20 protein-coding genes are annotated in these 19,955 nt (G+C 37.9%); 13 read left to right on the top strand and 7 right to left on the bottom strand.

Features of this window, described 5'->3' with window-relative positions:
* Positions 1-42: 42 nt before the first annotated feature.
* Positions 43-1,389: a guanine deaminase gene (gene guaD / locus IQ264_RS07120; RefSeq protein WP_193979979.1), complete on the top strand. Its 1,347-nt coding sequence runs from the start codon at positions 43-45 to the stop codon at positions 1,387-1,389.
* A gap of 376 nt (positions 1,390-1,765) precedes the next feature.
* The gene (locus IQ264_RS07125) at positions 1,766-2,491 is read left to right on the top strand and encodes a heme oxygenase (biliverdin-producing) (RefSeq protein ID WP_193979981.1); all 726 of its coding nucleotides are present in this window, start codon (positions 1,766-1,768) and stop codon (positions 2,489-2,491) included.
* Between the two features lie 225 nt (positions 2,492-2,716).
* Here IQ264_RS07125 and IQ264_RS07130 read toward each other — a convergent pair whose 3' ends face one another.
* The 3 genes from IQ264_RS07130 to IQ264_RS07140 all read right to left on the bottom strand — a co-directional run bounded on the left by IQ264_RS07130 (position 2,717) and on the right by IQ264_RS07140 (position 4,280).
* Positions 2,717-3,067 carry a hypothetical protein gene (locus IQ264_RS07130; protein WP_193979983.1) on the bottom strand — a complete coding sequence of 117 codons (351 nt, stop codon included), beginning with the start codon at positions 3,065-3,067 and terminating at the stop codon, positions 2,717-2,719.
* 243 nt (positions 3,068-3,310) lie between these two features.
* A complete protein-coding gene (locus IQ264_RS07135) occupies positions 3,311-3,739 on the bottom strand; it encodes a heavy metal-responsive transcriptional regulator (RefSeq protein WP_228061339.1) in 429 nt (142 codons plus the stop codon).
* Positions 3,740-3,926: 187 nt separating this feature from the next.
* Positions 3,927-4,280 carry a hypothetical protein gene (locus IQ264_RS07140; RefSeq protein ID WP_193979985.1) on the bottom strand — a complete coding sequence of 118 codons (354 nt, stop codon included), beginning with the start codon at positions 4,278-4,280 and terminating at the stop codon, positions 3,927-3,929.
* A gap of 117 nt (positions 4,281-4,397) precedes the next feature.
* Between IQ264_RS07140 and IQ264_RS07145 the strand changes: the two genes are divergently transcribed.
* The 3 genes from IQ264_RS07145 (at position 4,398) to IQ264_RS07155 (ending at position 5,617) form a co-directional block, all read left to right on the top strand.
* Positions 4,398-4,550, top strand: coding sequence for a hypothetical protein (locus IQ264_RS07145; protein ID WP_193979987.1), 153 nt, complete (start codon positions 4,398-4,400; stop codon positions 4,548-4,550).
* A gap of 498 nt (positions 4,551-5,048) precedes the next feature.
* Positions 5,049-5,276: a hypothetical protein gene (locus IQ264_RS07150; protein WP_193979989.1), complete on the top strand. Its 228-nt coding sequence runs from the start codon at positions 5,049-5,051 to the stop codon at positions 5,274-5,276.
* Positions 5,264-5,617: a hypothetical protein gene (locus IQ264_RS07155; protein ID WP_193979991.1), complete on the top strand. Its 354-nt coding sequence runs from the start codon at positions 5,264-5,266 to the stop codon at positions 5,615-5,617. Before IQ264_RS07150 ends, IQ264_RS07155 begins: the two co-directional genes overlap by 13 nt.
* A 132-nt stretch (positions 5,618-5,749) precedes the next feature.
* On the opposite strand, the gene IQ264_RS07160 is transcribed toward IQ264_RS07155, so the two are convergent.
* Together IQ264_RS07160 and IQ264_RS07165 are read right to left on the bottom strand one after the other, a co-directional pair.
* Positions 5,750-6,034, bottom strand: a complete 285-nt coding sequence (locus IQ264_RS07160; protein WP_193979993.1) for a cupin domain-containing protein — start codon at positions 6,032-6,034, stop codon at positions 5,750-5,752.
* A gap of 4 nt (positions 6,035-6,038) precedes the next feature.
* Positions 6,039-6,368, bottom strand: coding sequence for a Mo-dependent nitrogenase C-terminal domain-containing protein (locus tag IQ264_RS07165; RefSeq protein WP_193979995.1), 330 nt, complete (start codon positions 6,366-6,368; stop codon positions 6,039-6,041).
* A gap of 509 nt (positions 6,369-6,877) precedes the next feature.
* On the opposite strand from IQ264_RS07165, the gene IQ264_RS07170 reads away from it, so the two are divergent.
* Positions 6,878-7,102 (top strand): hypothetical protein, encoded by a 225-nt coding sequence (locus IQ264_RS07170; RefSeq protein ID WP_193979997.1) that lies wholly within the window; start codon positions 6,878-6,880, stop codon positions 7,100-7,102.
* On the opposite strand, the gene IQ264_RS07175 is transcribed toward IQ264_RS07170, so the two are convergent.
* Together IQ264_RS07175 and IQ264_RS07180 are read right to left on the bottom strand one after the other, a co-directional pair.
* Positions 7,103-9,331 (bottom strand): GumC family protein, encoded by a 2,229-nt coding sequence (locus IQ264_RS07175; RefSeq protein ID WP_193979999.1) that lies wholly within the window; start codon positions 9,329-9,331, stop codon positions 7,103-7,105.
* 17 nt (positions 9,332-9,348) lie between these two features.
* Positions 9,349-10,428, bottom strand: a complete 1,080-nt coding sequence (locus IQ264_RS07180; RefSeq protein WP_193980001.1) for a glycosyltransferase — start codon at positions 10,426-10,428, stop codon at positions 9,349-9,351.
* A gap of 518 nt (positions 10,429-10,946) precedes the next feature.
* Between IQ264_RS07180 and hepC the strand changes: the two genes are divergently transcribed.
* From hepC to IQ264_RS07215, 7 genes are read left to right on the top strand one after another with little or no spacing between them, the layout of a single operon-like run.
* Complete coding sequence (gene hepC / locus IQ264_RS07185) at positions 10,947-11,873, top strand: heterocyst development glycosyltransferase HepC (RefSeq protein WP_193980003.1); 927 nt, start codon at positions 10,947-10,949, stop codon at positions 11,871-11,873.
* 25 nt (positions 11,874-11,898) lie between these two features.
* Positions 11,899-13,749 (top strand): heterocyst formation ABC transporter subunit HepA, encoded by a 1,851-nt coding sequence (gene hepA / locus IQ264_RS07190; protein WP_193980005.1) that lies wholly within the window; start codon positions 11,899-11,901, stop codon positions 13,747-13,749.
* Positions 13,750-13,778: 29 nt separating this feature from the next.
* Complete coding sequence (locus IQ264_RS07195; RefSeq protein WP_228061340.1) at positions 13,779-14,948, top strand: glycosyltransferase family 4 protein; 1,170 nt, start codon at positions 13,779-13,781, stop codon at positions 14,946-14,948.
* Positions 14,949-14,976: 28 nt separating this feature from the next.
* Entirely contained in the window at positions 14,977-16,218 is a 1,242-nt protein-coding gene (locus IQ264_RS07200) for a glycosyltransferase family 4 protein (protein ID WP_228061341.1), read from the top strand.
* A gap of 7 nt (positions 16,219-16,225) precedes the next feature.
* Positions 16,226-17,434, top strand: coding sequence for a glycosyltransferase family 4 protein (locus tag IQ264_RS07205; protein WP_193980007.1), 1,209 nt, complete (start codon positions 16,226-16,228; stop codon positions 17,432-17,434).
* Complete coding sequence (locus IQ264_RS07210; protein ID WP_193980009.1) at positions 17,400-18,554, top strand: glycosyltransferase family 4 protein; 1,155 nt, start codon at positions 17,400-17,402, stop codon at positions 18,552-18,554. The genes IQ264_RS07205 and IQ264_RS07210 overlap by 35 nt, the downstream gene beginning before the upstream one ends.
* Positions 18,554-19,951: an O-antigen ligase domain-containing protein gene (locus IQ264_RS07215; RefSeq protein WP_193980011.1), complete on the top strand. Its 1,398-nt coding sequence runs from the start codon at positions 18,554-18,556 to the stop codon at positions 19,949-19,951. Before IQ264_RS07210 ends, IQ264_RS07215 begins: the two co-directional genes overlap by 1 nt.
* Positions 19,952-19,955 lie beyond the last annotated feature (4 nt).

The raw sequence follows: 19,955 nt of genomic DNA on the forward strand, positions 1-19,955 counted from the left end.
GATCTGGGTGCGTAAGTCCTACTCTAAAATCCTGCATTAAAGATGACTGAAGATACTACTTTTCCCGAAACAGGTATAAAAGCTTACCGTGCTGCGCTATTGGATTTTGTAGACGATCCTTTCTACGCGCCAGAATTGGATTGCGTCCGGTTTTTTGCCGATGGGCTTTTGGTGTTAGATAATGGTCGCGTCAAGGAAATCGGACCTTACGAACAACTGATCGATCGCTATCAAAATATCCCGATTACCTCCTATCCGGGGATGCTGATCGTGCCAGGGTTTATCGACACCCATATTCATTACCCGCAAACGGAAACGATCGCTGCTTTTGGGGAACAATTGTTGCAGTGGTTGAACAAGTACACATTTCCCACAGAAGGCAAATTTAAAGATAAAGAATACGCCAAAAAGGTCGCTTCTTTTTTCCTCGATGAATTGCTTCGTAACGGAACTACGACTGCCCTTGTTTTTGCCGCTGTTTACCCGGAATCTGTTGATGCGTTTTTTGAAGAAGCCTACCGCCGAAATCTGTGTACGATCGCGGGTAAGGTAATGATGGATCGCAACGCTCCCGATTTTATCCTGGATACTGCCGAATCTTCCTACACCCAAACCAAAGAATTGATCGAAAGATGGCACAAGAAAGGGCGATTGCGCTATGCTGTAACTCCTCGGTTTTCAATTACTTCGACAAACGCGCAGTTGAAGATGGCAGGAAGGCTGTTAAAAGAGTACCCTGACGTTTATCTGCACACCCATCTCTCGGAAAATGTGGATGAAGTGGCTTGGGTGAAAGAACTTTTCCCGGAATGTAGCGGTTATTTAGACACCTACGATCGAGCGGGATTGGTGGGAGAACGATCGATCTTCGCGCACTGTGTTCACTTAACTGACGAGGAATTTCAACGATTATCGCAGGCAAAATCTGCGATCGCTTTCTGCCCCACTTCTAACCTATTTTTGGGCAGTGGACTCTTCAAGCTCAAACAGGCGAAATCTACTGAATATCCAGTGAAAGTAGGATTAGGAACGGATGTAGGTGGAGGAACTAGTTTTTCGATTCTCCAAACTGCCAATGAAGCCTATAAGGTTGCTCAACTGAGAGGGCAGAAAGTCACAGCTTTCCAATCACTTTACTTAGCTACGTTAGGGGGAGCGAAAGCCTTAGAATTACAGGATTATATTGGGAATTTTGCGATTGGGAAAGAAGCAGACTTTGTGGTTTTGGATCTGCGGGCAACACCCTTGATGGCATTCCGTAATCCTTCCCCTAAACTCAGTACGATCGAAGAATTAGCGGATGCTGCTTTTACCTTGACGATCGTGGGAGACGATCGGGCAGTTCACGCAACCTACGTCATGGGAGAATTAGCCTACAAGAAAACCTAAAGAATTGGTAAGCTTGCATCGCATCTAAATTGTATATTTTTGGTGTTAGGCAAAAACCGTCAATCCCTCTCCCCATCCCCCCATCTCCCCATCAGCCTAAATATTCAATTTAAATGCGTAGCAGTTTATTTTGCTCCCGATCTCCCTTGAGTAAAAGGTGGTGATTTAGTATCAATACTTTTTCTAAGTGCGACACTTGCATAAGTTCTAATTAAATTGAAAATCTAAAATCTAAAATTCTCCAGTCCCCACACTTTCGTAAAAAAACTTAATGAAAATTCTCATCAAATCAGTCTAAGGTTAACTTTTAGGCGGGTTTTTTAAACCTTGGCAAAATGAAACGCTCCTCAAAAGACTTAAGGGACAATAATTTAGTATGAGCAGTAACTTAGCAACCAAATTGCGTGAAGGCACCAAAAAATCTCACTCAATGGCAGAAAATGTTGGTTTTGTCAAGTGCTTTTTAAAAGGAGTAGTAGAAAAGCAATCCTATCGGAAATTGGTAGCTAACCTCTACTTCGTCTATTCACAAATCGAAGAAGAGATGGAAAAGCACAAAGATCACCCCATCCTTTCTAAAATCTATTTTAAAGAACTGAATCGCAAAAAAAGCTTAGAACAAGACCTCAGCTATTACTTTGGCGCAAACTGGCGCGAACAAGTGGCTCCTTCTCCTGCTGCTCAAGCCTACGTGGAACGCATTCGCGAAGTGTCAGAAAATGAGCCAGAATTGTTAATTGCTCAATCTTACACCCGCTATTTGGGCGACCTTTCCGGTGGTCAAATTCTCAAAGGTATTGCTGTTCGTGCAATGAATTTAACCGATGGTGGTACTGCTTTCTACGAATTCAAGGATATCCCTGATGAGAAGGCTTTTAAAAATAACTATCGCCAAGCTTTGAATGAATTGCCGATCGATGAAGCAACTGCCGATCGCATTGTAGACGAAGCTAATGCTGCTTTTGGCATGAACATGAATATGTTCAACGAATTAGAAGGTAATTTGATTAAAGCGATCGGTATGATGCTGTTCAACAGCTTAACCCGCAAACGCACTCGTGGAAGCACCGAAACCGAAACAGAATTGGCAACTGCTGAATAAATGAGAGCAGCTTTGCATTAATTTTCGGGTTTGTCAGGAAATATTACATTTTTTCTCACAATCCTGGAGGCTGGATGGTGGTTAACCTAGCTATCATCAAGCCCCCAGGATTGTAAGCTTTTAAGGGTTAAGCAATAGACATCTCCAAAAAAGTAGAGACGTTGTATACAAAGTCTCTACAAGGGTTTGTAATCAAAATTAGGCATTGTTCAATTGGCAAATTTATTAACGAACAATGAGTCTTCTAATTTGCGCTTCCACTGCGTTTAAGTACCCTTGGTCTTTTAATACTTGTGGTGATAATTTCTGTGTTCTAATTGCAGCTTCAACTAATGTTTCTGCACGCAATCTTCCTGTGTGATGAGCAGAAACAAACAGTGTATAACTGGGGATACCTTGTTCTTGAAAATATCCTTGGTAAGCCATATTTACTAATTCAAAAGGAGTCAGCTGTTGAACCAAGTTTGAGGTATAGTCTATTGTCGATCGTGTTGCTTGGATTTGAGCTTGAGCTACAGACGTAATTACTTGAGACAAGAATACGAAAGACAAACTTCCCAAAATTAAACGTTTCATAATTCAACTCCACCAATGTATTTGCTAGTTGTTGAGTAAACTTTTTAGGCAATTCCTCAACTAAAATCAGCTTAAATTCTCACCTACACTGGAGAGTCAATAGTAAAAATGAAAAACTTTTTCGTTGATTTATAGAGGTTAAATTTGCACAAAAAAAGGACTAAAGTCCTTACAACGAACATTATTATTATGTCTGTTGTAACGACTTTAGTCGTATACTTCCTAGATAAAAATGTTAAATATTTAATTTTGTTCAATTAAAGGACAAATTACTTGTTCAATATTTTCGACAGTAGATTCTTGAGTTAAAAGTAATCTTTGTAACTCTTGTTTGAGAACAAGTAATTGCTGAATCTGTTCATCAATATCTGTAATCTGTTCTTGCAGCTTAACTTTGGCGTGTTCACAGGGTAAATCTCCTTGGTCATGAATATGCAAAAATTCTTTAATCTCTGCGAGAGTCAATCCTAAGCTTTGAGCACGTTTGATAAAGCTGAGGCGAGATAAAATATCTGCATCAAATAATCTATATCCGCCCTCTGTTCTACCTGATGCTTTAAGTAAACCCAATTCTTCGTAATAGCGAATAGTTTTAATTGATACGCCGCTTTGCTTGGCGACTAAACCAATTTGCTTCGCCTTTTCTTGGAATAACATCTTTGTTCCCCGCATTTCTCAACCTCTAAGCTTAGAGTAAACTATCCAGCTTAGGGGAGAGTCAAGGGATTTTAAATCGCAAATGAATGATACAAATCTGTAGGGGCGGGTTTAGCCAAAACCTTTGAATGCCCAGCAATCAGATTGAAGTCAAAACCCGCCCCGACAAAGCTTGCGCTCTGCATAAAAGTCTTCTGCTACATTAACGAACGATGAGTTCCCTAAGTTGCACTTCCACTGCATTTAAGTAGCCTTGGTCTTTTAATACTTGTGGTGATAATTTCTGTGTTCTAATTGCAGCTTCAACTAATGTTTCTGCACGCAATCTTCCTACTTGATGAGCAGAAACTAACAGAGCATAACTGGGGATACCTTGTTCTTGAAAATACCCTTGGTAAGCCATAGTTACTAACTCAAAAGGAGTTAGCTCTTGAAGCAGGTTTGAAGTATAGTTTGGGATTGTCGATCGTGTAGCTTGAATTTGGGCTTGGGCTACAGATGTAATTCCTTGAGATAAAAATAAGAAAGACAAACTTCCTAAAAGTAAGCGTTTCATAGTTAAACTCCTCCAAAATATAAAGGAGAGTGCGATCGCTTCGGCGGAAAATAGAATTTTATTCAGAAAAGAGATCGGCCAATTGAGCGAATATGTAGAGCAACACCCTACAAAAACATGAAGATTAGTGGTACTACGCTACGAGCAACTATGGAGTTAATCAGTCAGGCAGAAAAGCTACGCTATCAAAAACAACTTGCAGCTGAACAGAAGAAAACTATAATCATCAAAGCTGAAGGCGGTCAATTGCTCAAGTCTAAATATAAGTGACGAAATTCTCCTAACAGTTAGTATACCTGACATTACTTACCAAAATTTCAAATCTTAGGAATTCCGTTGCAAAAATTGTTTATTCTCTAAAAAAGTTAATCTAAGCTTTGCTCGCATTTGATAAAGCTTATGTGAGATAAAACATCAAAATCAAATAGTCTGTTAACTTAGACTATCAACCTTACGGGAAAGTCAAGGGATGAGTTTAATTTTATTGAAGGAAGCAGAGGGTAGTTGGCGAAGCTTTGCAATTTAATAAATAAATATGTAGACTCATTAAAATTATATGGTTAACTCTAGGCATTCACATAAAGCTTATGACAAATTTGAATTAACATATTACTCTTATCAAGGCTCTCTTACCAAAGATTATCAAATTAACGAAATCAGCTTATTTATTCAATAATTTTATTATCTAATTGTGACATTAACCTTCTTAAGAGAATGCTTCAATATCTTTAAACTCTCAACTTTTACTTAGGAAAGTAGGTAACAAAAATGAAAAAAATTAGTCAATTTATCCCAGCTTTTACCACTGCGGCAGTACTTAGTTTGGTTCCTGTTTTACCTGCAACGGCAACATCTTTTTATTCGATTACTGACTTAGGCACTCTTGGCGGCGACTGGAGCCAAGTTAGCGGCATCAATGACGCAGGTCTTGTAATTGGTAATTCTGCAACAGCTAATGGTAAATATCATAATTTTCTAATGATTTGGGTATTTTAGGAAGTGACTGGCGTAATTCCGTTTATAATGTAGTTGCCCCAAATAATGTGAAAGTTGGTTCTGATTGGATTAATGGTGGTGCTGTTATTTGGGAAAATGATGTTATGACTAGCTTGAATAGTTTAATTCCTAGTAATTCCGGTTGGTTTTTATCCGATGCTACTGGCATTAATAAAACAGGTCAAATTGTAGGGAATGGCATAATTAATGGTCAAACTCACGCTTTTTTATTAATACCTGTTTCCCAAAATTCTTCTGTTCCTGAACCAAGTTTAACTATGAGCCTTTTGGCGTTGGGTGCTGTTGGTGTTGGTGTTCTGGGCAAAGTTAAACAACAATGAAAGATGTAGGTTTAGGTTTGAGATATTGCAACAGGGGAGGTAGAACCTCCTTGACTCGTTCCCAGGTTGAACCTGGGAACGAGAAACAATTTATGAGGCACAGTTATTTTTATTATGATGAGTTAGTATAGTTCAACCAAATTTGTAATGCTTTTTGACATCGCTTTTGATGTTCCAAGTGCAAGACATTCCGGCGGGAAATGTGACTAAATCGCCTTTCTTTACTTGCACTGGTTGACCATTTACGGGTGTTACAATTACATGGCCTTCTAATAAGTAACAAATTTCTGATTCGTCGTAAGTCCAGGGAAATTCGGAGATTTCTTTTTCCCAAATAGGCCATTTAGATATGCCTAATTGGTTGAGTTGTTCTTGACTCGGTTGATGAATGACTTTAATTTCTGTTGTGCTTTGCATTTGTTTAGCTGATGTCCATTCCACACTGATCAACTAAATAACAAAGGGCGCGAAAACGCAAGCCTACTAGTTGATCGTAAAGGGGATTGAGTTTGCACATTGGGGGAATGTGGGCGATTTTGCGATCGAACAATACAATGTCACGCTCAAAGGGACATTGAGCAGGTATGGCTTTGTAGAGGAATTTGGCTAACTTGGGGTTGGAAATCTCGATTTGGTCTAGCCATTGGCGCAGGGGTTGAAGTAGGTCAAATTGACGTTGGCGGAATTGCTTATTCTTGGTGTTCTGTGGTTGTGCAACGGTGGTGCGATCGCTAATCAATATGCTATTCATAAGTTTTTCTTTTGCTTACTTGTTTTACTCATCTTTTTTACTAATATAGCGGCAAAAACTAGTTTTTGAATGAAGAAATAGATAAAAAAAATCAATCACTAGCTAAAGTTTTTGTAAAGTATAAGCAAAACTTTTTTGGTAGTTTTTGTTACTAAATCAGTGAGGAAACAAAATAGATTAAATTTTACTGTTAGAAACTAACTTTTAATCAATAAATATCTCAAGTTGCTACTTACTAACGTGGTGATAGGTAGTGGGTAGTGGGTAGTAGGTAGTAGGAATCCCATTACCCATTACCTACTACCTACTACCAATCTCTATTTAATAACTAGCAACTTGCGTTAAATAGATAAAGTATTTGCCTTGATGTAATGCTCTACTCTTGATTTCAATTGAGAATTTGCTATAAATAGCACAACTGTAAAGATTGAGAGTTAAACTTATGGGCAAATATGATGATATTTTCAACTCAGATATATTGACAGAAACTCTGAGTTCAGAGGAAGCTTATGACTATTTCCCAAAATAATCAGCCTCCCATGAGGTTAAATGCTTATCGGGGAATAGTCATTTTTGATATGGATGATTATTTGTATGTAGTCAGTTGTCAGCGCAATTTTCTTCATGAGGAAGAACCAGGAGAAATTGAGGATGAAGCTGAGGAATTAAAAGACCAGCTTTATGAATTTATTGAAAGTATAGAATTTCTTGATGAATTTGATGATAATTATTGATTACCCTCCAGCTTTTGCCTGTAATAATTCCTGGTTTTGCTGCGGGTAAGATGAGTAAGCGTTACTAAATCCATCAGCACCATTGGCGACAACACCAATTACATTTAACTTATGCAACATATTTGTAGCTTGAGTTAGTTCAGTCCGAGTAACTCTGCCAATGCGTCCTACTAATACCACACCACTGCAAAAAGATGCGGCTAAAATTGCGTCTACTATTCCTAAAACTGGAGGCGCATCTAACAATACTAAATCGTAAGATTGCTCAAAATTTGCCATTAATTCTCGCATTTTTTGCGAACTTAAAAGTTGTGCTGGATCGAGTGGAGTTGGCCCAGCAGTTAAAATGGAAATATTATTATGTTGTCGAGATACTTGAATACTAGTTTCATCTCGCAGGGAAACATCACTGGTTAATAATGTGGAAAGTCCTCGATCGTTGGGAAGATTCAGTTCTTTATGTAAACTAGGACGGCGTAAATCTGCATCAATTAATAATACTCTTTGATGCAAACGAGCGGCGCTAATTGCTAAACCTAAAGCTATAGCAGATTTACCTTCTCCAGCTAAGGCGGATGTAATAACTAGAGATTTTAAAGAACCAGCAGAATTTACTAGTTGAATGTTTTGATAAATTAAATCTAAAGACTCTCGAAACGGTTGCCAACTGATTAATTCAATAGTTGAGGAGGTTAATATTGGTTGTTGACGGAAAGGTAAGTGAATAATTGGTTCAGTTCTAATCTGAGGAGTTAATTGCGGGATGATTCCTAGTAATGGTAAATCAACTTGCTTCTTCAATTCATCAGAAGTGTGAACTGCATCATCAATCATTTCTCGGATAAAGGCAACAATACCGCCTAACATTAATCCAACTACTGCACCTAACAGCAAGTTACGCTTCATGCTAGGGCCAGTTTGTAAGCCTAATTGTGGTTCTTCTACCATTTGCCAATCGAAGCCACCTCTGGCAATTTCTAAGCTTAAGTCCTGTCGTGCTTTTAGTAGTTGTTCCAGGGTTTCTCGATTCAGTTTTACTTCTGGTTCTAGGCGATTGTATTCTGATAACATTCCGGGAAATCGCTGCAATTCTGCTTGGAGTTGCTGGGCTTTTTGGGTTAATGATTGTACTCTTGCTTGCCATCCAAGTGTATTGCTTTGTTCTTGTAAAAGTCTACTAGAAAGGTCAACGTCAAGTTTGCCTAGTTGTCCTTTTTCGAGCAAATTACTATTGGCATAATTTTGGGTAACTTGATTGTTACTGCCTTGAACTATTTGTTGTTCTTTTTGGAGTAAAGCTAATTGTCTTTGACGTTGTTCTAGTAGGTTTTGAATGACTGGATTATCATCAGTGAAACGTTGACGTTCTTTGGCTAAGTCTAGTTCTATTTTTTGAATTTCATTGAGTAATGTTTGATAGCGTGGAGATTCACTGAGGCGGGAGGAAACTACGGCATCTTGTGGCGATCGCTTAACTTGTTGTTGTAATGTTTGAAATCGAGCTAGAGCTTCTTGGTATTGAGCGCGGGCTGTGCGAAGTTCGTATTGAACATCTTTTAATGATTCAATTAATGCTTTTGCTTGCAATTCTGGTTGAATCAAGTTTTGACTTTTCCGAAATTTGTCTAAAGCGGCTTCTGTTTGGGCTGTACTTTGACGTAGTGATGGTAATTGAGCATCAATAAAAGATAGACCTTTAGTTAAACGAAGTTGTTGTTGCTCGCGGTTATAATCTTGATAAACACGCTTAATAGTTTGCAGGACGGTTTGAGTTTTTATTGGATCGTTGTCAGTATAAGTAACTTCAAATATTTTGGTGTTAACTTTATCTTCTTTTAATTGATTAACTACCAATGATTCTTTAATGTCTTTAACTTTAAGTTTTGGGTACTGAGGACGGAGTAAATCTACTGCTTTTTGGATTAATTGCGAACTTCTCATTAAGTTAAGTTGGGTGGCATAATCTATTTCCACATTGGCATCAGCAAAGTCATTTTCGGGATTTTTAGAATTTTCTTGTTTTCCTTGATAATTTGGTTCTACCAATAACTGCATAGAACTTTTATAAGTTGGTTTAGTGATTAAAGTGATGATAGTGGTAAGGGCTAAAATTACGGAAAAAACACTTAATAACCAGTAACGACGACGCATTAAAATTGCTAGCAGTTGTCCGTAACCCGGCTCGGTTTCAGCAGCAGGATTAAAGTTATTTGCGTTTACGTTTACCATATTTAACCTCAAAATAATTAAACAAATTGCGCGATCGCTTGATCTACTTTACTAAAGAAGGCTGTTTCGGAAAACTGACTTACTGCGTGATTCCGAATTGTGTGATAATCCCAAGTAATTTTCTGAGCTTCGAGTAATGCTGCTTGCAGTGCGTCTGGTGTTTGTTTATGAAAAAAAACTCCGGTTTTTCCGGGAACTTGAGTGTCTAATACGCCACCTGCACCGTAAGCAATTACAGGTGTTCCACTGGCATTTGCTTCTACAGGAACTAATCCATAATCTTCTAGGGCAGCAACAATTACGGAGCAAGCTCTCGCCATTAATTGACTGCGTTCTGCATCACTAACATGACCTAAAAATTTGACGTTTTCTAAAGCTAGGGATTCTAAATTTTCTCGTTCTGGGCCATCACCTAATATATAGATAGGCCATCCTAGCCAATTAAAAGCTTCGACTATAACATCAATCCTTTTGTAACTAAGTAGACGCGCTGAAGCGAGATAGAAATTTTCTTTTTCTTCCGAAAATAGGAACTGATTAGTATTAATAGGATAGTTAATTACGATCGCTGGTTTACCATAATGTTTTTGAATTCGTTTGGCTACAATGTGTGAATTAGCAATGTAGATATCAGGTTCTTGGGCGTAGTTTAAATCTACCTGTCGCAAAAGGTCAAATATTGGTTCAATTACCGGAGCAAACAATTTATAATCTGCATACTCTCGGAGATAGGTTTGAGTATCCCAAAGAAACCTAGTGACATTGTGACAGAAGCATATATGTTTAGCTTGGGGAGATTTTTTTACTGCTTTGGCAAAGCTACTACAACTACTAATAATTAAATCGTAGTCTTGTAAATCTAATGCTCGAAATGCTGGGAAATAAAGGGGAGCTAAGAGCCGGAAGTACTTTGATGCTTGGGGAATTTTTTGTAAGAAACTGGTGTGGACTGTGCGATCGCCTAAATCAATTGTTCTTTCAGGGTCGTACAAAGATGTAAAAATATCTGCATCGGGGTAACGTTTACAAAGGAGTTCAAAAACTCGCTCTGCTCCGCCTCTTTGGGTTAAATAATCATGTACTAAAGCAACTTTCATGATTTATATAAAACTTCTCTCAATGTAAATGTCAAGCTAGAATAAAGCTAACAATGACTTGTCAGTTTTATATCTACTTTTAGATAGATATAAAATTAACTTCTGCCGTAAATATAAATAACTTTATTCTACTCTTCAATGCGGTAGTTAAAGCAATTTAATTGGTAAACTAAAATACCAATCGAGTTAACAACCTCTACGTTTCTTCTGTCTCGTTATGTAAAAACATATATGTAATTACCTCAAATTAAATATTAGGTAGATTCCGCAAATCGGCTACCAAAAAGCACGTCAGTAAACTTTATTGAGTGATACATTTTAAGTTAACTAATCTTAAATATCCTTCATCCTTTAGATAGACGTTTTAACAAAACTTCATAACTAGACTATGAAAGCGATGGTCATTCAATACTAAACAATTCAAACGAGTGCATCTAGCTTGAGAACTGGACTGTTTATTAATGGCAACATTAGCTACAAATTGCCTAAAAACTGATTTTGCAAAAGGGAAATGGAACATGACAAGTTTGAAAGTTTCTACCTTAAAAGAATTAATACCAGGCGATCGCCAAAACCTTGATTACTCTGTACCTAAGTATGTACTTAAGTGGAGACTGGGTAAGTTAGTAGTAAGTTCCCGCCAAGGTACAAATCAACCCCAATTACCAGCCTTGGAGAACCGAGAACTACTCGTCAAATGCTTACAAAACTCGCCTGTACGCCTTGTTTTACTCGATCCAGATATCAACGAGGCTCAACTAAGACTTTGGGCAGATGCCAGCGAGCAAGCTAATAAACCAGTATTTTTACGGTTGCCTTCTGCTCACGGACTACCGAGAATGCGGAATCCTATCAGTTGGGGCTTGAAACGTTTATTTGACTGGAGCGTTGCGGCTTTACTGCTAACAGCACTGACTCCACTGATGTTCGCACTGGCAATACTAATCCGCACTTACTCCCCAGGGCCAATTTTCTACACCCAATGGCGTGTGGGAGAAAGAGGTAAATTATTCCGCATCTTAAAATTCAGAACAATGATAGTAGATGCAGAAAAGTTTCATCATCAAGTAATGGCGAATCAGCAAGGTTTGCACAAATGCAAAGATGATTTTCGAGTTACGCCTTTAGGACGTTGGATGCGTAAATATAGCGTGGATGAATTGCCACAATTAGTTAATGTATTGCGGGGTGAAATGAGCTTAGTAGGGCCTCGTCCTTGGGCTTTATACGATGCTATCAGGATTAATAAAAAAGGACAAAAAAGATTAAATGCGCTACCTGGAATAACTGGAGATTGGCAGGTCACAGCGCGATCGAACTTGTTGGATTTAGAGGCTGTAAATCATTGCGATTTAGAATACTTGCGTAGCTGGTCTTTGTGGCGAGACTTAAAAATATTACCACTAACAATGCTTAAAGTCATTTCTGGTTTTGGCGCTTATTAGTTCACAACTGACCTGGTAAAATTGCATGACTCTTCAACAGCTAAGACCAATTCGTAATCTACTCAAAGCAACAAAATTTTGGCAAGAAAATTACGTGATTTTGCGAGAGTTTAAATACCTTCGGAAAATCGCATTAATAGCTCTGTTTTTTACTTTTACAGCAGCAGCTTTTGAGGGATTCGGTGTAGGGTTTCTCTTGGCTTTTTTACAAAGTTTAACCGATCCTCAAGCTAAGCCAATTCAAACAGGAATTCACTGGGTTGATGTTTGGTTTTTGGGAATAAATGCTTCAAGTATTGAGCGACTTTATCGAGTTTCCGCACTAATTTTATTAGTAACTTTGTTACGAACTGGCTTTACTTACTTGGGTCAAATTTACAGCGAAATAGCTAATCACAATTTAGCCGATCGCTTACGAAGAAGGCTTTTTGAACAATTACAATCCCTAAGCTTAAGGTACTTTGCCAAAACTCGCTCCGGGGAGTTAGTTAATAACTTAACTTCGGAAGTACACCAGATTTGTTATGCTTTTGGCATTACTTCTTTTTTAATTACTAGGAGTTCTACCTTAATAGCTTATCTGATATCAATGCTTTTACTCTCTTGGCAGCTAACAGTAATTTCAGTAATGTTGTTTGCTCTATTATCAGCAGCAATAACTATGCTGTTAGGTAGAGTAAGAGAAGCTAGTTTTGATTGGTCAAAAGCAAGTGGGTGGTATGCTTCAGTAGCACTGGAATTTATTAATGGTATTCGCACTGTTCAGGCTTTTGCTACTCAAGATTTTGAACGGGAAAGATTTTATGGTGCTAGTTCCCAGTTGAAAAAAGCTGCAATTAAAGGATTAGCTGCAAGTGCATCTGTTGAACCTTTAGCGGAAGGGGGAGCAACGGCAATTTTAGTAGGAATTTTGTTGCTGGCTTTCGCTACTTTAATTCCTCAAGGACAGCTTCAACCTGCTGGATTACTAACATTTTTATTTGTTTTATTCCGTTTAATGCCAATTATCCGGCAGATGAATGGATCGCGGGCGCAAATAAGCAGTTTTCAGGGGCCTTTAAGCAGTATTAAGGAATTGCTGAGGACTGATGATAAACCATATTTAATCGATGGTAAATTACAATTTTCGGGTTTGGAACGAGGCATTGAGTTTGTGTCAGTAGATTTCGGTTATGACGCAAATAATCTGGTACTGCACAATGTTACCTTGACAATCAAAAAGGGAACAACAACGGCATTAGTAGGAGCTTCGGGTGCAGGAAAATCTACTTTGGCAGATTTGATTCCCAGATTTTACGATCCGACAGCAGGACAAATTTTAATTGATGGGATTGATTTGCGAGAGTTTGAGATCAATTCCTTGCGTCGCAAGTTGGCGGTGGTGAGTCAGGATACATTTATTTTCAATACTTCGGTGCGAAATAATATTGCTTATGGTACAGAAAATGCTGATGAAAAAGCAATTTTAGCAGCGGCTAAATTAGCTAATGCGTTGGAATTTATTCAGGAATTACCGGAAGGTTTTGATACTCAATTAGGAGACAGAGGTGTGAGGTTGTCTGGTGGTCAACGTCAACGAATTGCGATCGCTCGTGCGTTACTCCGTGACCCAGAAATTTTGATTTTAGATGAAGCAACAAGTGCTTTAGATTCTGTTTCCGAAAGGTTGATTCAACAGTCTTTAGAAAAATTGTCTCAAGGAAGAACAGTAATTGCGATCGCTCACCGACTTTCTACAATTGTTAGAGCCGACAAAGTTGTGGTTTTAGAAGCAGGAAAAATTGTCGAACAGGGAAGATATAACGATTTACTAGAGCAACGTGGCAAACTTTGGAAATACCATCAAATGCAGCATGAATTAGGTCAGGTTGGATAAGTTTTAATTACTGAAAAGGAGGAATTAAAATGATGCGTTTGGGTTATGTGACTAGTTATGAAGTTTTCGATAATTCGGGTTGGCAAAAAGATTTATTCGGCATTCGAGGAGCAGGAGCTTTCTTAGCCAAATACCTGGAAAATCAATCAATACCTATTGATTATATTAGCCCTTTAAAACAAAACCATAACTTAGTAAATAGAGCCAAAAGAAAATTATATAGAAAGGTTTTCAACAAGTTTTATCATTGTTGGGCGGTGCCATCTATTACTAAAGATTATGCCTTACAAGTTTCGCAAAAATTGTCTAATTCTCAGGCAGAAATAATAGTATGTCCTGAAAATGCTCAACCAGTTGCTTATCTTGAATGTAAACAGCCAATTGTACTTTGGACAGATGCACCGCAAACAGCTTTAATTGATTGGTATCCAGCTTTTAGTAATCTATGCAGTGAAACTAAAAGGCATATTTATGAAATGGAAAAAGCTGCTTTCGATCGCTGTAAATTAGTGATATTTTTATCTGATTGGGCGGCTGAATCTGCTATTAAAACTTATGGAATCGATCCGGCAAAAGTGAAAGTAATTCCTTGGGGAGCCAATATAGAATGCGATCGCAACACCGAAACTATTAATAGCATAGTCGAATCAAAAGAGAGAACTCCCTGCAAATTGCTATTTATTGGCGTTGATTGGTTCAGGAAAGGTGGAGATATTGCTCTGGAAGTGGCTAAAGAATTAAATCAAAGAGGACTAAAAACAGAATTATTCGTACTCGGATGTGAACCTATAACCGATGAACCTTTGCCTAGTTTTGTAAAAGTTTTAGGATTTATTAATAAATCCATAGATGAAGGCAAAGAGCAAGTAAATAAATTATTTTGTGAATCTCATTTTTTCATTATGCCTTCAAAAGCAGATTGTTCTCCTATGGTTTTAAGTGAAGCAAACTCCTTCGGTTTACCTTGTTTAACAACCAATGTTGGTGGAATTCCTAGCATGATTAGTGATGGTTTAAATGGTAAAACTTTTGCTATAACAGCTAGTATTTCTGAATATTGCGATTACATAAATAATTTGATGGATAACTATGGTGAATACCAAAATTTAGCGCGATCATCATTTAACGAATATCAAAACCGTTTTAATTGGGAAGTAATTGGAAAACAAGCAAAAGAATTAATTTCAAATTTACTGTAATCAAATCAATTCAAGAGGGTTAATGAAAATGACGGAAACTAAATTAAAGTCACCGAAACTGTTAAGCGAAATAACCAATAGTTGCCAACTAATGCACGTTATTGTTGTAGAGCAGCAACCATCTTCGGCTCGTGGTGGACAAGAATTAAACCTATTTGAAATTTGCCGCACTCTGTCAGAAAAGGGACATAAGATCAGCTTGGTTTATGTTAAGCATGGAGATTTAGTTGAGAGGTATCAAGAATTTTGTGAACAGGTAGTTAAGGTAAATAGTTATGGCTTCGATCGCCGAAAAATTAATGACATCATTAATTTTTTACCAAGTTTCACAGATATTTGGAAAGTCACAGCAAAGGAGAATAGTGTAGTCTTTATTAATCAATACCCAGATGCTTTTTACGGTTATTTGTTAGCTTTATTCAAGCAAATACCCTTCGTTTGTTATCTACAAATTCCACCACCTGTTAACCGCGAAGAATTAAATCTTCAGAGGCGAATTGGCATCAAGGGAGTCAACCAGTTTATCGCTGTTTCTCAGCAAACAAAAAATGAATGGTTGCAGGAGTTAGGCGTAACAGAGGAAAAAATTGATGTGGTATATAACGGGACTAACTTCGAGAAATTCAAACCCGCCGAAAATCTTCCTCAATTAAGAAATTCATGGAACATTCCCGAAGATACTAGAGTCATTTCTTATGTTGGGAGATTAGATAAAGATAAGGGTTTAGAACTTTTAATAGAAGCTTTTGCTTTATTTCTGAAAAATGGCAAGAAAGCCAAACTTTTTATTGCTGGGAAGCCTCTACTTCACTTCTCAGCCGATGGAAAAGAATGTCCTTTAGCTGGCGAAGAGTATAAGCAATCTTTAAAACAAATTGCGATCGATCTAGGCGTTGAAAATTATGTAGAATTCCTCGGTCATTTAAGTAACCCTACCTCAGTTTATCAGGTTAGCGATCTAACAGTTGTACCTAGTTTATGGTCAGAACCTTTTGGCAGAGTAGTGATTGAATCAATGGCTTGTGGAACGCCTGTTGTAGGTAGTCGAATCGGAGGAATTCCAGAAATTTTAACTGGTGAATTTCAAGCTGGATTATTTGAGCCAGGTAATAAAGAGGATTTGGCAAATACTCTAAATAAAATGATTGATTGGCGAGATATAAATCCCCAATTGGGTACAAAACTTCGTGAATATACTTTAAACAAATTTAGTTTAAAGAGCATGATTGATGGGGTAGAAAAAGTACTTTTGAATGTTTTGGAAGAATGAGAGTTTTATGAATAACTATGGTCAAGTTCTTTCCATTATCGAAAGCTATCTAGGACATCGCACCTATGGAGAATTGATGCGGGAGTATTTTGGCGGAAATGGCGATTGCGCTCCGCGCAGCGCCGGAGGCGATCGCAAAGTAGATTTTTTTTGGTACAACGATGAGAAAGAGTTAACGACAAGAATAATTAACAGATTGCTGAGTTACAACTTTCCTAATCGTTGGATTCAGAAACAAAATCTCGACTTTACTCGCTTGCGCGTACAATTGGGATTTGCCTACATGAGTCGGCGGTTAACCGATCGAAAACTTAGCCAAAGAAAGTACTCAGTCCTCCATTTTCATACTCAACCTTTGGCTTTTTTAGCATTAGATTTGCTAAAAAAGTTACCTACGGCGATTACCATTGACTTTACCGCTATTCAAGCAGCTACCGAAAAAACTGACCCGAATTTCCGCTGGACTTACACTCCTAACTTTTTGTTAGAAAAAAAAGTTTTTCAGGCGGCGGCAAAACTAATAACTTTTTCGGAAGCAACTCGTAAATCTGTCATTGAAGACTACAAAATTGACGAAAATAAGGTAAAAGTTATCTACCCTGGAGTAGATCTCAATAAAATTCCTTTACCAACTAAAGTCAAACAAATTGAGCAAAAACCTTACAAAATTTTATTTATTGGCGGTCACTTTGAACGCAAGGGAGGACAAGATTTATTAGAAGTATTTCTCGCAAGATTTGGCGATCGCGCAGAGTTACATTTAGTCACCCAAACACCGATTAAATGCGAACATCCTCATGTTTATATTTACCAAGATATTAAAGCCTACACTCCAAAATGGTTAGAACTTTATCATCAAGCCGATGTGTTTGTCTTGCCAACTTATTCTGAACCTTTTGGCTGGGTTTTTATCGAAGCAATGGCGGCGGGATTACCGATTATCACCACTCGCGTTAATGCAATTCCTGAAATTGTGAGTCATGAAGAAACAGGCTTTTTAATTCAACCAGGCGATCGCACTGACTTAGCTAACAGAATTCAACAACTGATAGAAAATCGCAATTTAGGCAAAAAAATGGGTGTAAAAGGTCGTCAAATTGTCGAACAAAAATTTAACGCCCAGACTAATTTTCAAACCCTAGAATCAATTTTTCGAGAGATATCTATTGGCAAACAAACCCATGAAAATTCTGCTCACTTGTCATTACAATTTTGATACCAATGCTGGTGCTGCTGGAGTCACTTGGCGGCTAGGTCAAGAATATGAAAAACTAGGGCATCAAGTTTATTACTATTCCCTAGATGACCTGCCAAAAAAGTTACATCGTTTAGCGAAATTTGCTACTTTTCCTGAGTTTGTCACTTACAAAATCGAAAGTCTTTGTAAACAGCAAGGAATCGAGATAGTAGATGCTTCCACTGGTGACGGTTGGCTATGGGGATTATTACAAAACAATAGAAAAAAACGCCCACTTTTAGTTTCGCGTTGTCATGGTTTAGAACATATTGAACATCAAGAATATTTACAAGAAGCAGAAAAAGGAAATTTAAAATTCAGTTGGAAATATGGTCTTTATCGGGGTAGTGTACGACTTTGGGAAGTGACCAATTCTATGCGTTATTCTGACTTAGTTTTGTTGCTTAATAGCTGCGATGCTAAGTATGTAACGGAAAATTTGAAGGTGAAACCTGAACGAGTAGCTGTTGTTCCTAATGGAATTGCAGATAGATTTTTAAACTTGCCGTTTGAGTCGATACCAACAGATAATTCTGTAATTCGCATCGCTCAAATTGGTACTTACATTCCTCGCAAAGGGATTCATTACAGTGTTCCGGCATTAAATAAAATTTTGGCTCGTTATCCACAAGTTGAGGTAAGTTTTTTCGGAACAAAATGTTTTGAATGTCCCGATCCAGCGCAAGTTTATGCAGATTTTGAGCCAGGGTTGCGCGATCGCGTTAAAGTAATTCCCTATTACACCAACGAAACTCTGCCAGAACTTTTAAAAGGTCATCAAATTAAACTTTTTTCCACAATTTCTGAAGGGTTTGGCGTAGCATTAATTGAGGCAATGGCTTGCGGTTTAGCACCAATAACTACAGCCACTCCTGGGCCATTAGAAATTGTCCGGGATGGCTATGATGCGATCGTCATTCCGCCAAGAAACAGTCACGTTATTGAAGAAGCATTAGAACTATTGATTACAAATCGTTCTTTGTTAGCACAATTGCGGCGCAATGCTTATGCAACTGCACAATCTTATAGTTGGGCAAAAATTGCTCAGAAAAATCTTTCATTGTATGAACAAGCTTTTCAAGGAAAGAGCGATCGCTAATGACTAATTACCTGCCAAAAAAAAGCTTTCATATTAGTTTACAACCTGCCCAAGCTTGGACAGCAATCTTAGGCTTAGCACTGTTCACAACACTTTGTATACTGGCGCACGCAGGAGCGATTTTACGCTTAATATTTCCCGCAGTATCTTTTATAGTAGGAGTATTTTTATATCGAAAATATCCGCTTCTTTACATAGGTTTTACTTGGTGGATGTGGTTCATCACACCTTGGATTCGTCGCTTAGTAGATATCCAAAGTGGCTGGGTAGATCCTAGCCCAATTTTGTTAGCACCGCCTTTAGTTACAATCATTACATTTGCTTCTTTTTTACGCTATCTTCCCCAAAGTTATTCCCAAGGAGGATTGCCTTTTATCTTATCTTTTTTTGGGGTTAGTTACGCTTTTTTCATCGGCTTAATTCAAGCCCCGCTTACATCTGCTATACTTGCCTGTCTTAACTGGTTAACTCCGATCGTTTTCGGGTTTCATTTATTTATAAATTGGCGCAATTATCCCCAAATCCAGCAAAATATTCAACGCACTTTTTTATGGGGAGTATTAGTAACTGGAAGCTACGGAATATGGCAATATTTAGTAGCACCTGAATGGGATAAATTTTGGATTGTCAATACCGGAGCCGTTGCATTTGGTACACCTGAACCTTTAGGAATTCGGGTATTTAGTACCATGAATTCTCCTCAACCCTTTGCAGTCGTGATGATGGCAGGTTTATTACTATTATTTGATGGCAAAGGAAGTTTACGTTTTGCATCTGCCGGAGTGGGATATCTTTCCCTACTTTTATCATCAGCAAGGGCTGTTTGGTTAGGCTGGTTAGTGGCAGTTTTTATCTTAACTTCATCACTCAAAGCTAAGTTGCAAATGCGTTTAGTTATTACGCTTTTAGTAATACTAATTCTCGTATTTCCCTTAGCTAATGTCGAGCCTTTTGCTTCAGTAATTGCACCAAGAATCCAATCTTTAACTAATGCTGACGATGATATAAGTTACAACGAAAGGGCCGATCGTTACGAGACTTATTTAGGACTTGCTCTATCACAAATTATCGGTAATGGATTAGGAGGAAATGCAGCTTTAGGCCCTAATATTGATAGTGGAATTTTGGACACATTTTACTCATTTGGTTGGGTGGGTGCTATCCCTTACTTAGGCGGACTTATTTTACTAATTTTTAGCTTATTACAATATTCTGAAGTGCGTTTTGATTCTTTTATGAGTGCTGCTCGTGCAATTAGTATTGGTGTATTCGCTCAAATAGGTTTAAATGGGGTGACTGCTGGATTATTTGGTGTTGTTTTGTGGGGATTTTTAGGTATAGCTACAGGGGCTCATAAATACTACTCTGAACAAAAGAAAGTTCAAACAAAAAATTAATTAT

The organism is [Phormidium] sp. LEGE 05292, from assembly GCF_015207735.1.
GTDB lineage: Bacteria > Cyanobacteriota > Cyanobacteriia > Cyanobacteriales > Aerosakkonemataceae > Floridanema.

Coding starts and splice junctions, on each gene's coding strand:
- guaD (WP_193979979.1), top strand. CDS start 43: ATGACTGAAGATACTACTTTTCCCGAAACAGGTATAAAAGCTTACCGT.
- IQ264_RS07125 (WP_193979981.1), top strand. CDS start 1,766: ATGAGCAGTAACTTAGCAACCAAATTGCGTGAAGGCACCAAAAAATCT.
- IQ264_RS07130 (WP_193979983.1), bottom strand. CDS start 3,067: ATGAAACGTTTAATTTTGGGAAGTTTGTCTTTCGTATTCTTGTCTCAA.
- IQ264_RS07135 (WP_228061339.1), bottom strand. CDS start 3,739: ATGCGGGGAACAAAGATGTTATTCCAAGAAAAGGCGAAGCAAATTGGT.
- IQ264_RS07140 (WP_193979985.1), bottom strand. CDS start 4,280: ATGAAACGCTTACTTTTAGGAAGTTTGTCTTTCTTATTTTTATCTCAA.
- IQ264_RS07145 (WP_193979987.1), top strand. CDS start 4,398: ATGAAGATTAGTGGTACTACGCTACGAGCAACTATGGAGTTAATCAGT.
- IQ264_RS07150 (WP_193979989.1), top strand. CDS start 5,049: ATGAAAAAAATTAGTCAATTTATCCCAGCTTTTACCACTGCGGCAGTA.
- IQ264_RS07160 (WP_193979993.1), bottom strand. CDS start 6,034: ATGCAAAGCACAACAGAAATTAAAGTCATTCATCAACCGAGTCAAGAA.
- IQ264_RS07165 (WP_193979995.1), bottom strand. CDS start 6,368: ATGAATAGCATATTGATTAGCGATCGCACCACCGTTGCACAACCACAG.
- IQ264_RS07170 (WP_193979997.1), top strand. CDS start 6,878: ATGACTATTTCCCAAAATAATCAGCCTCCCATGAGGTTAAATGCTTAT.
- IQ264_RS07175 (WP_193979999.1), bottom strand. CDS start 9,331: ATGGTAAACGTAAACGCAAATAACTTTAATCCTGCTGCTGAAACCGAG.
- IQ264_RS07180 (WP_193980001.1), bottom strand. CDS start 10,428: ATGAAAGTTGCTTTAGTACATGATTATTTAACCCAAAGAGGCGGAGCA.
- hepC (WP_193980003.1), top strand. CDS start 10,947: ATGACAAGTTTGAAAGTTTCTACCTTAAAAGAATTAATACCAGGCGAT.
- hepA (WP_193980005.1), top strand. CDS start 11,899: ATGACTCTTCAACAGCTAAGACCAATTCGTAATCTACTCAAAGCAACA.
- IQ264_RS07195 (WP_228061340.1), top strand. CDS start 13,779: ATGATGCGTTTGGGTTATGTGACTAGTTATGAAGTTTTCGATAATTCG.
- IQ264_RS07200 (WP_228061341.1), top strand. CDS start 14,977: ATGACGGAAACTAAATTAAAGTCACCGAAACTGTTAAGCGAAATAACC.
- IQ264_RS07205 (WP_193980007.1), top strand. CDS start 16,226: ATGAATAACTATGGTCAAGTTCTTTCCATTATCGAAAGCTATCTAGGA.
- IQ264_RS07210 (WP_193980009.1), top strand. CDS start 17,400: ATGAAAATTCTGCTCACTTGTCATTACAATTTTGATACCAATGCTGGT.
- IQ264_RS07215 (WP_193980011.1), top strand. CDS start 18,554: ATGACTAATTACCTGCCAAAAAAAAGCTTTCATATTAGTTTACAACCT.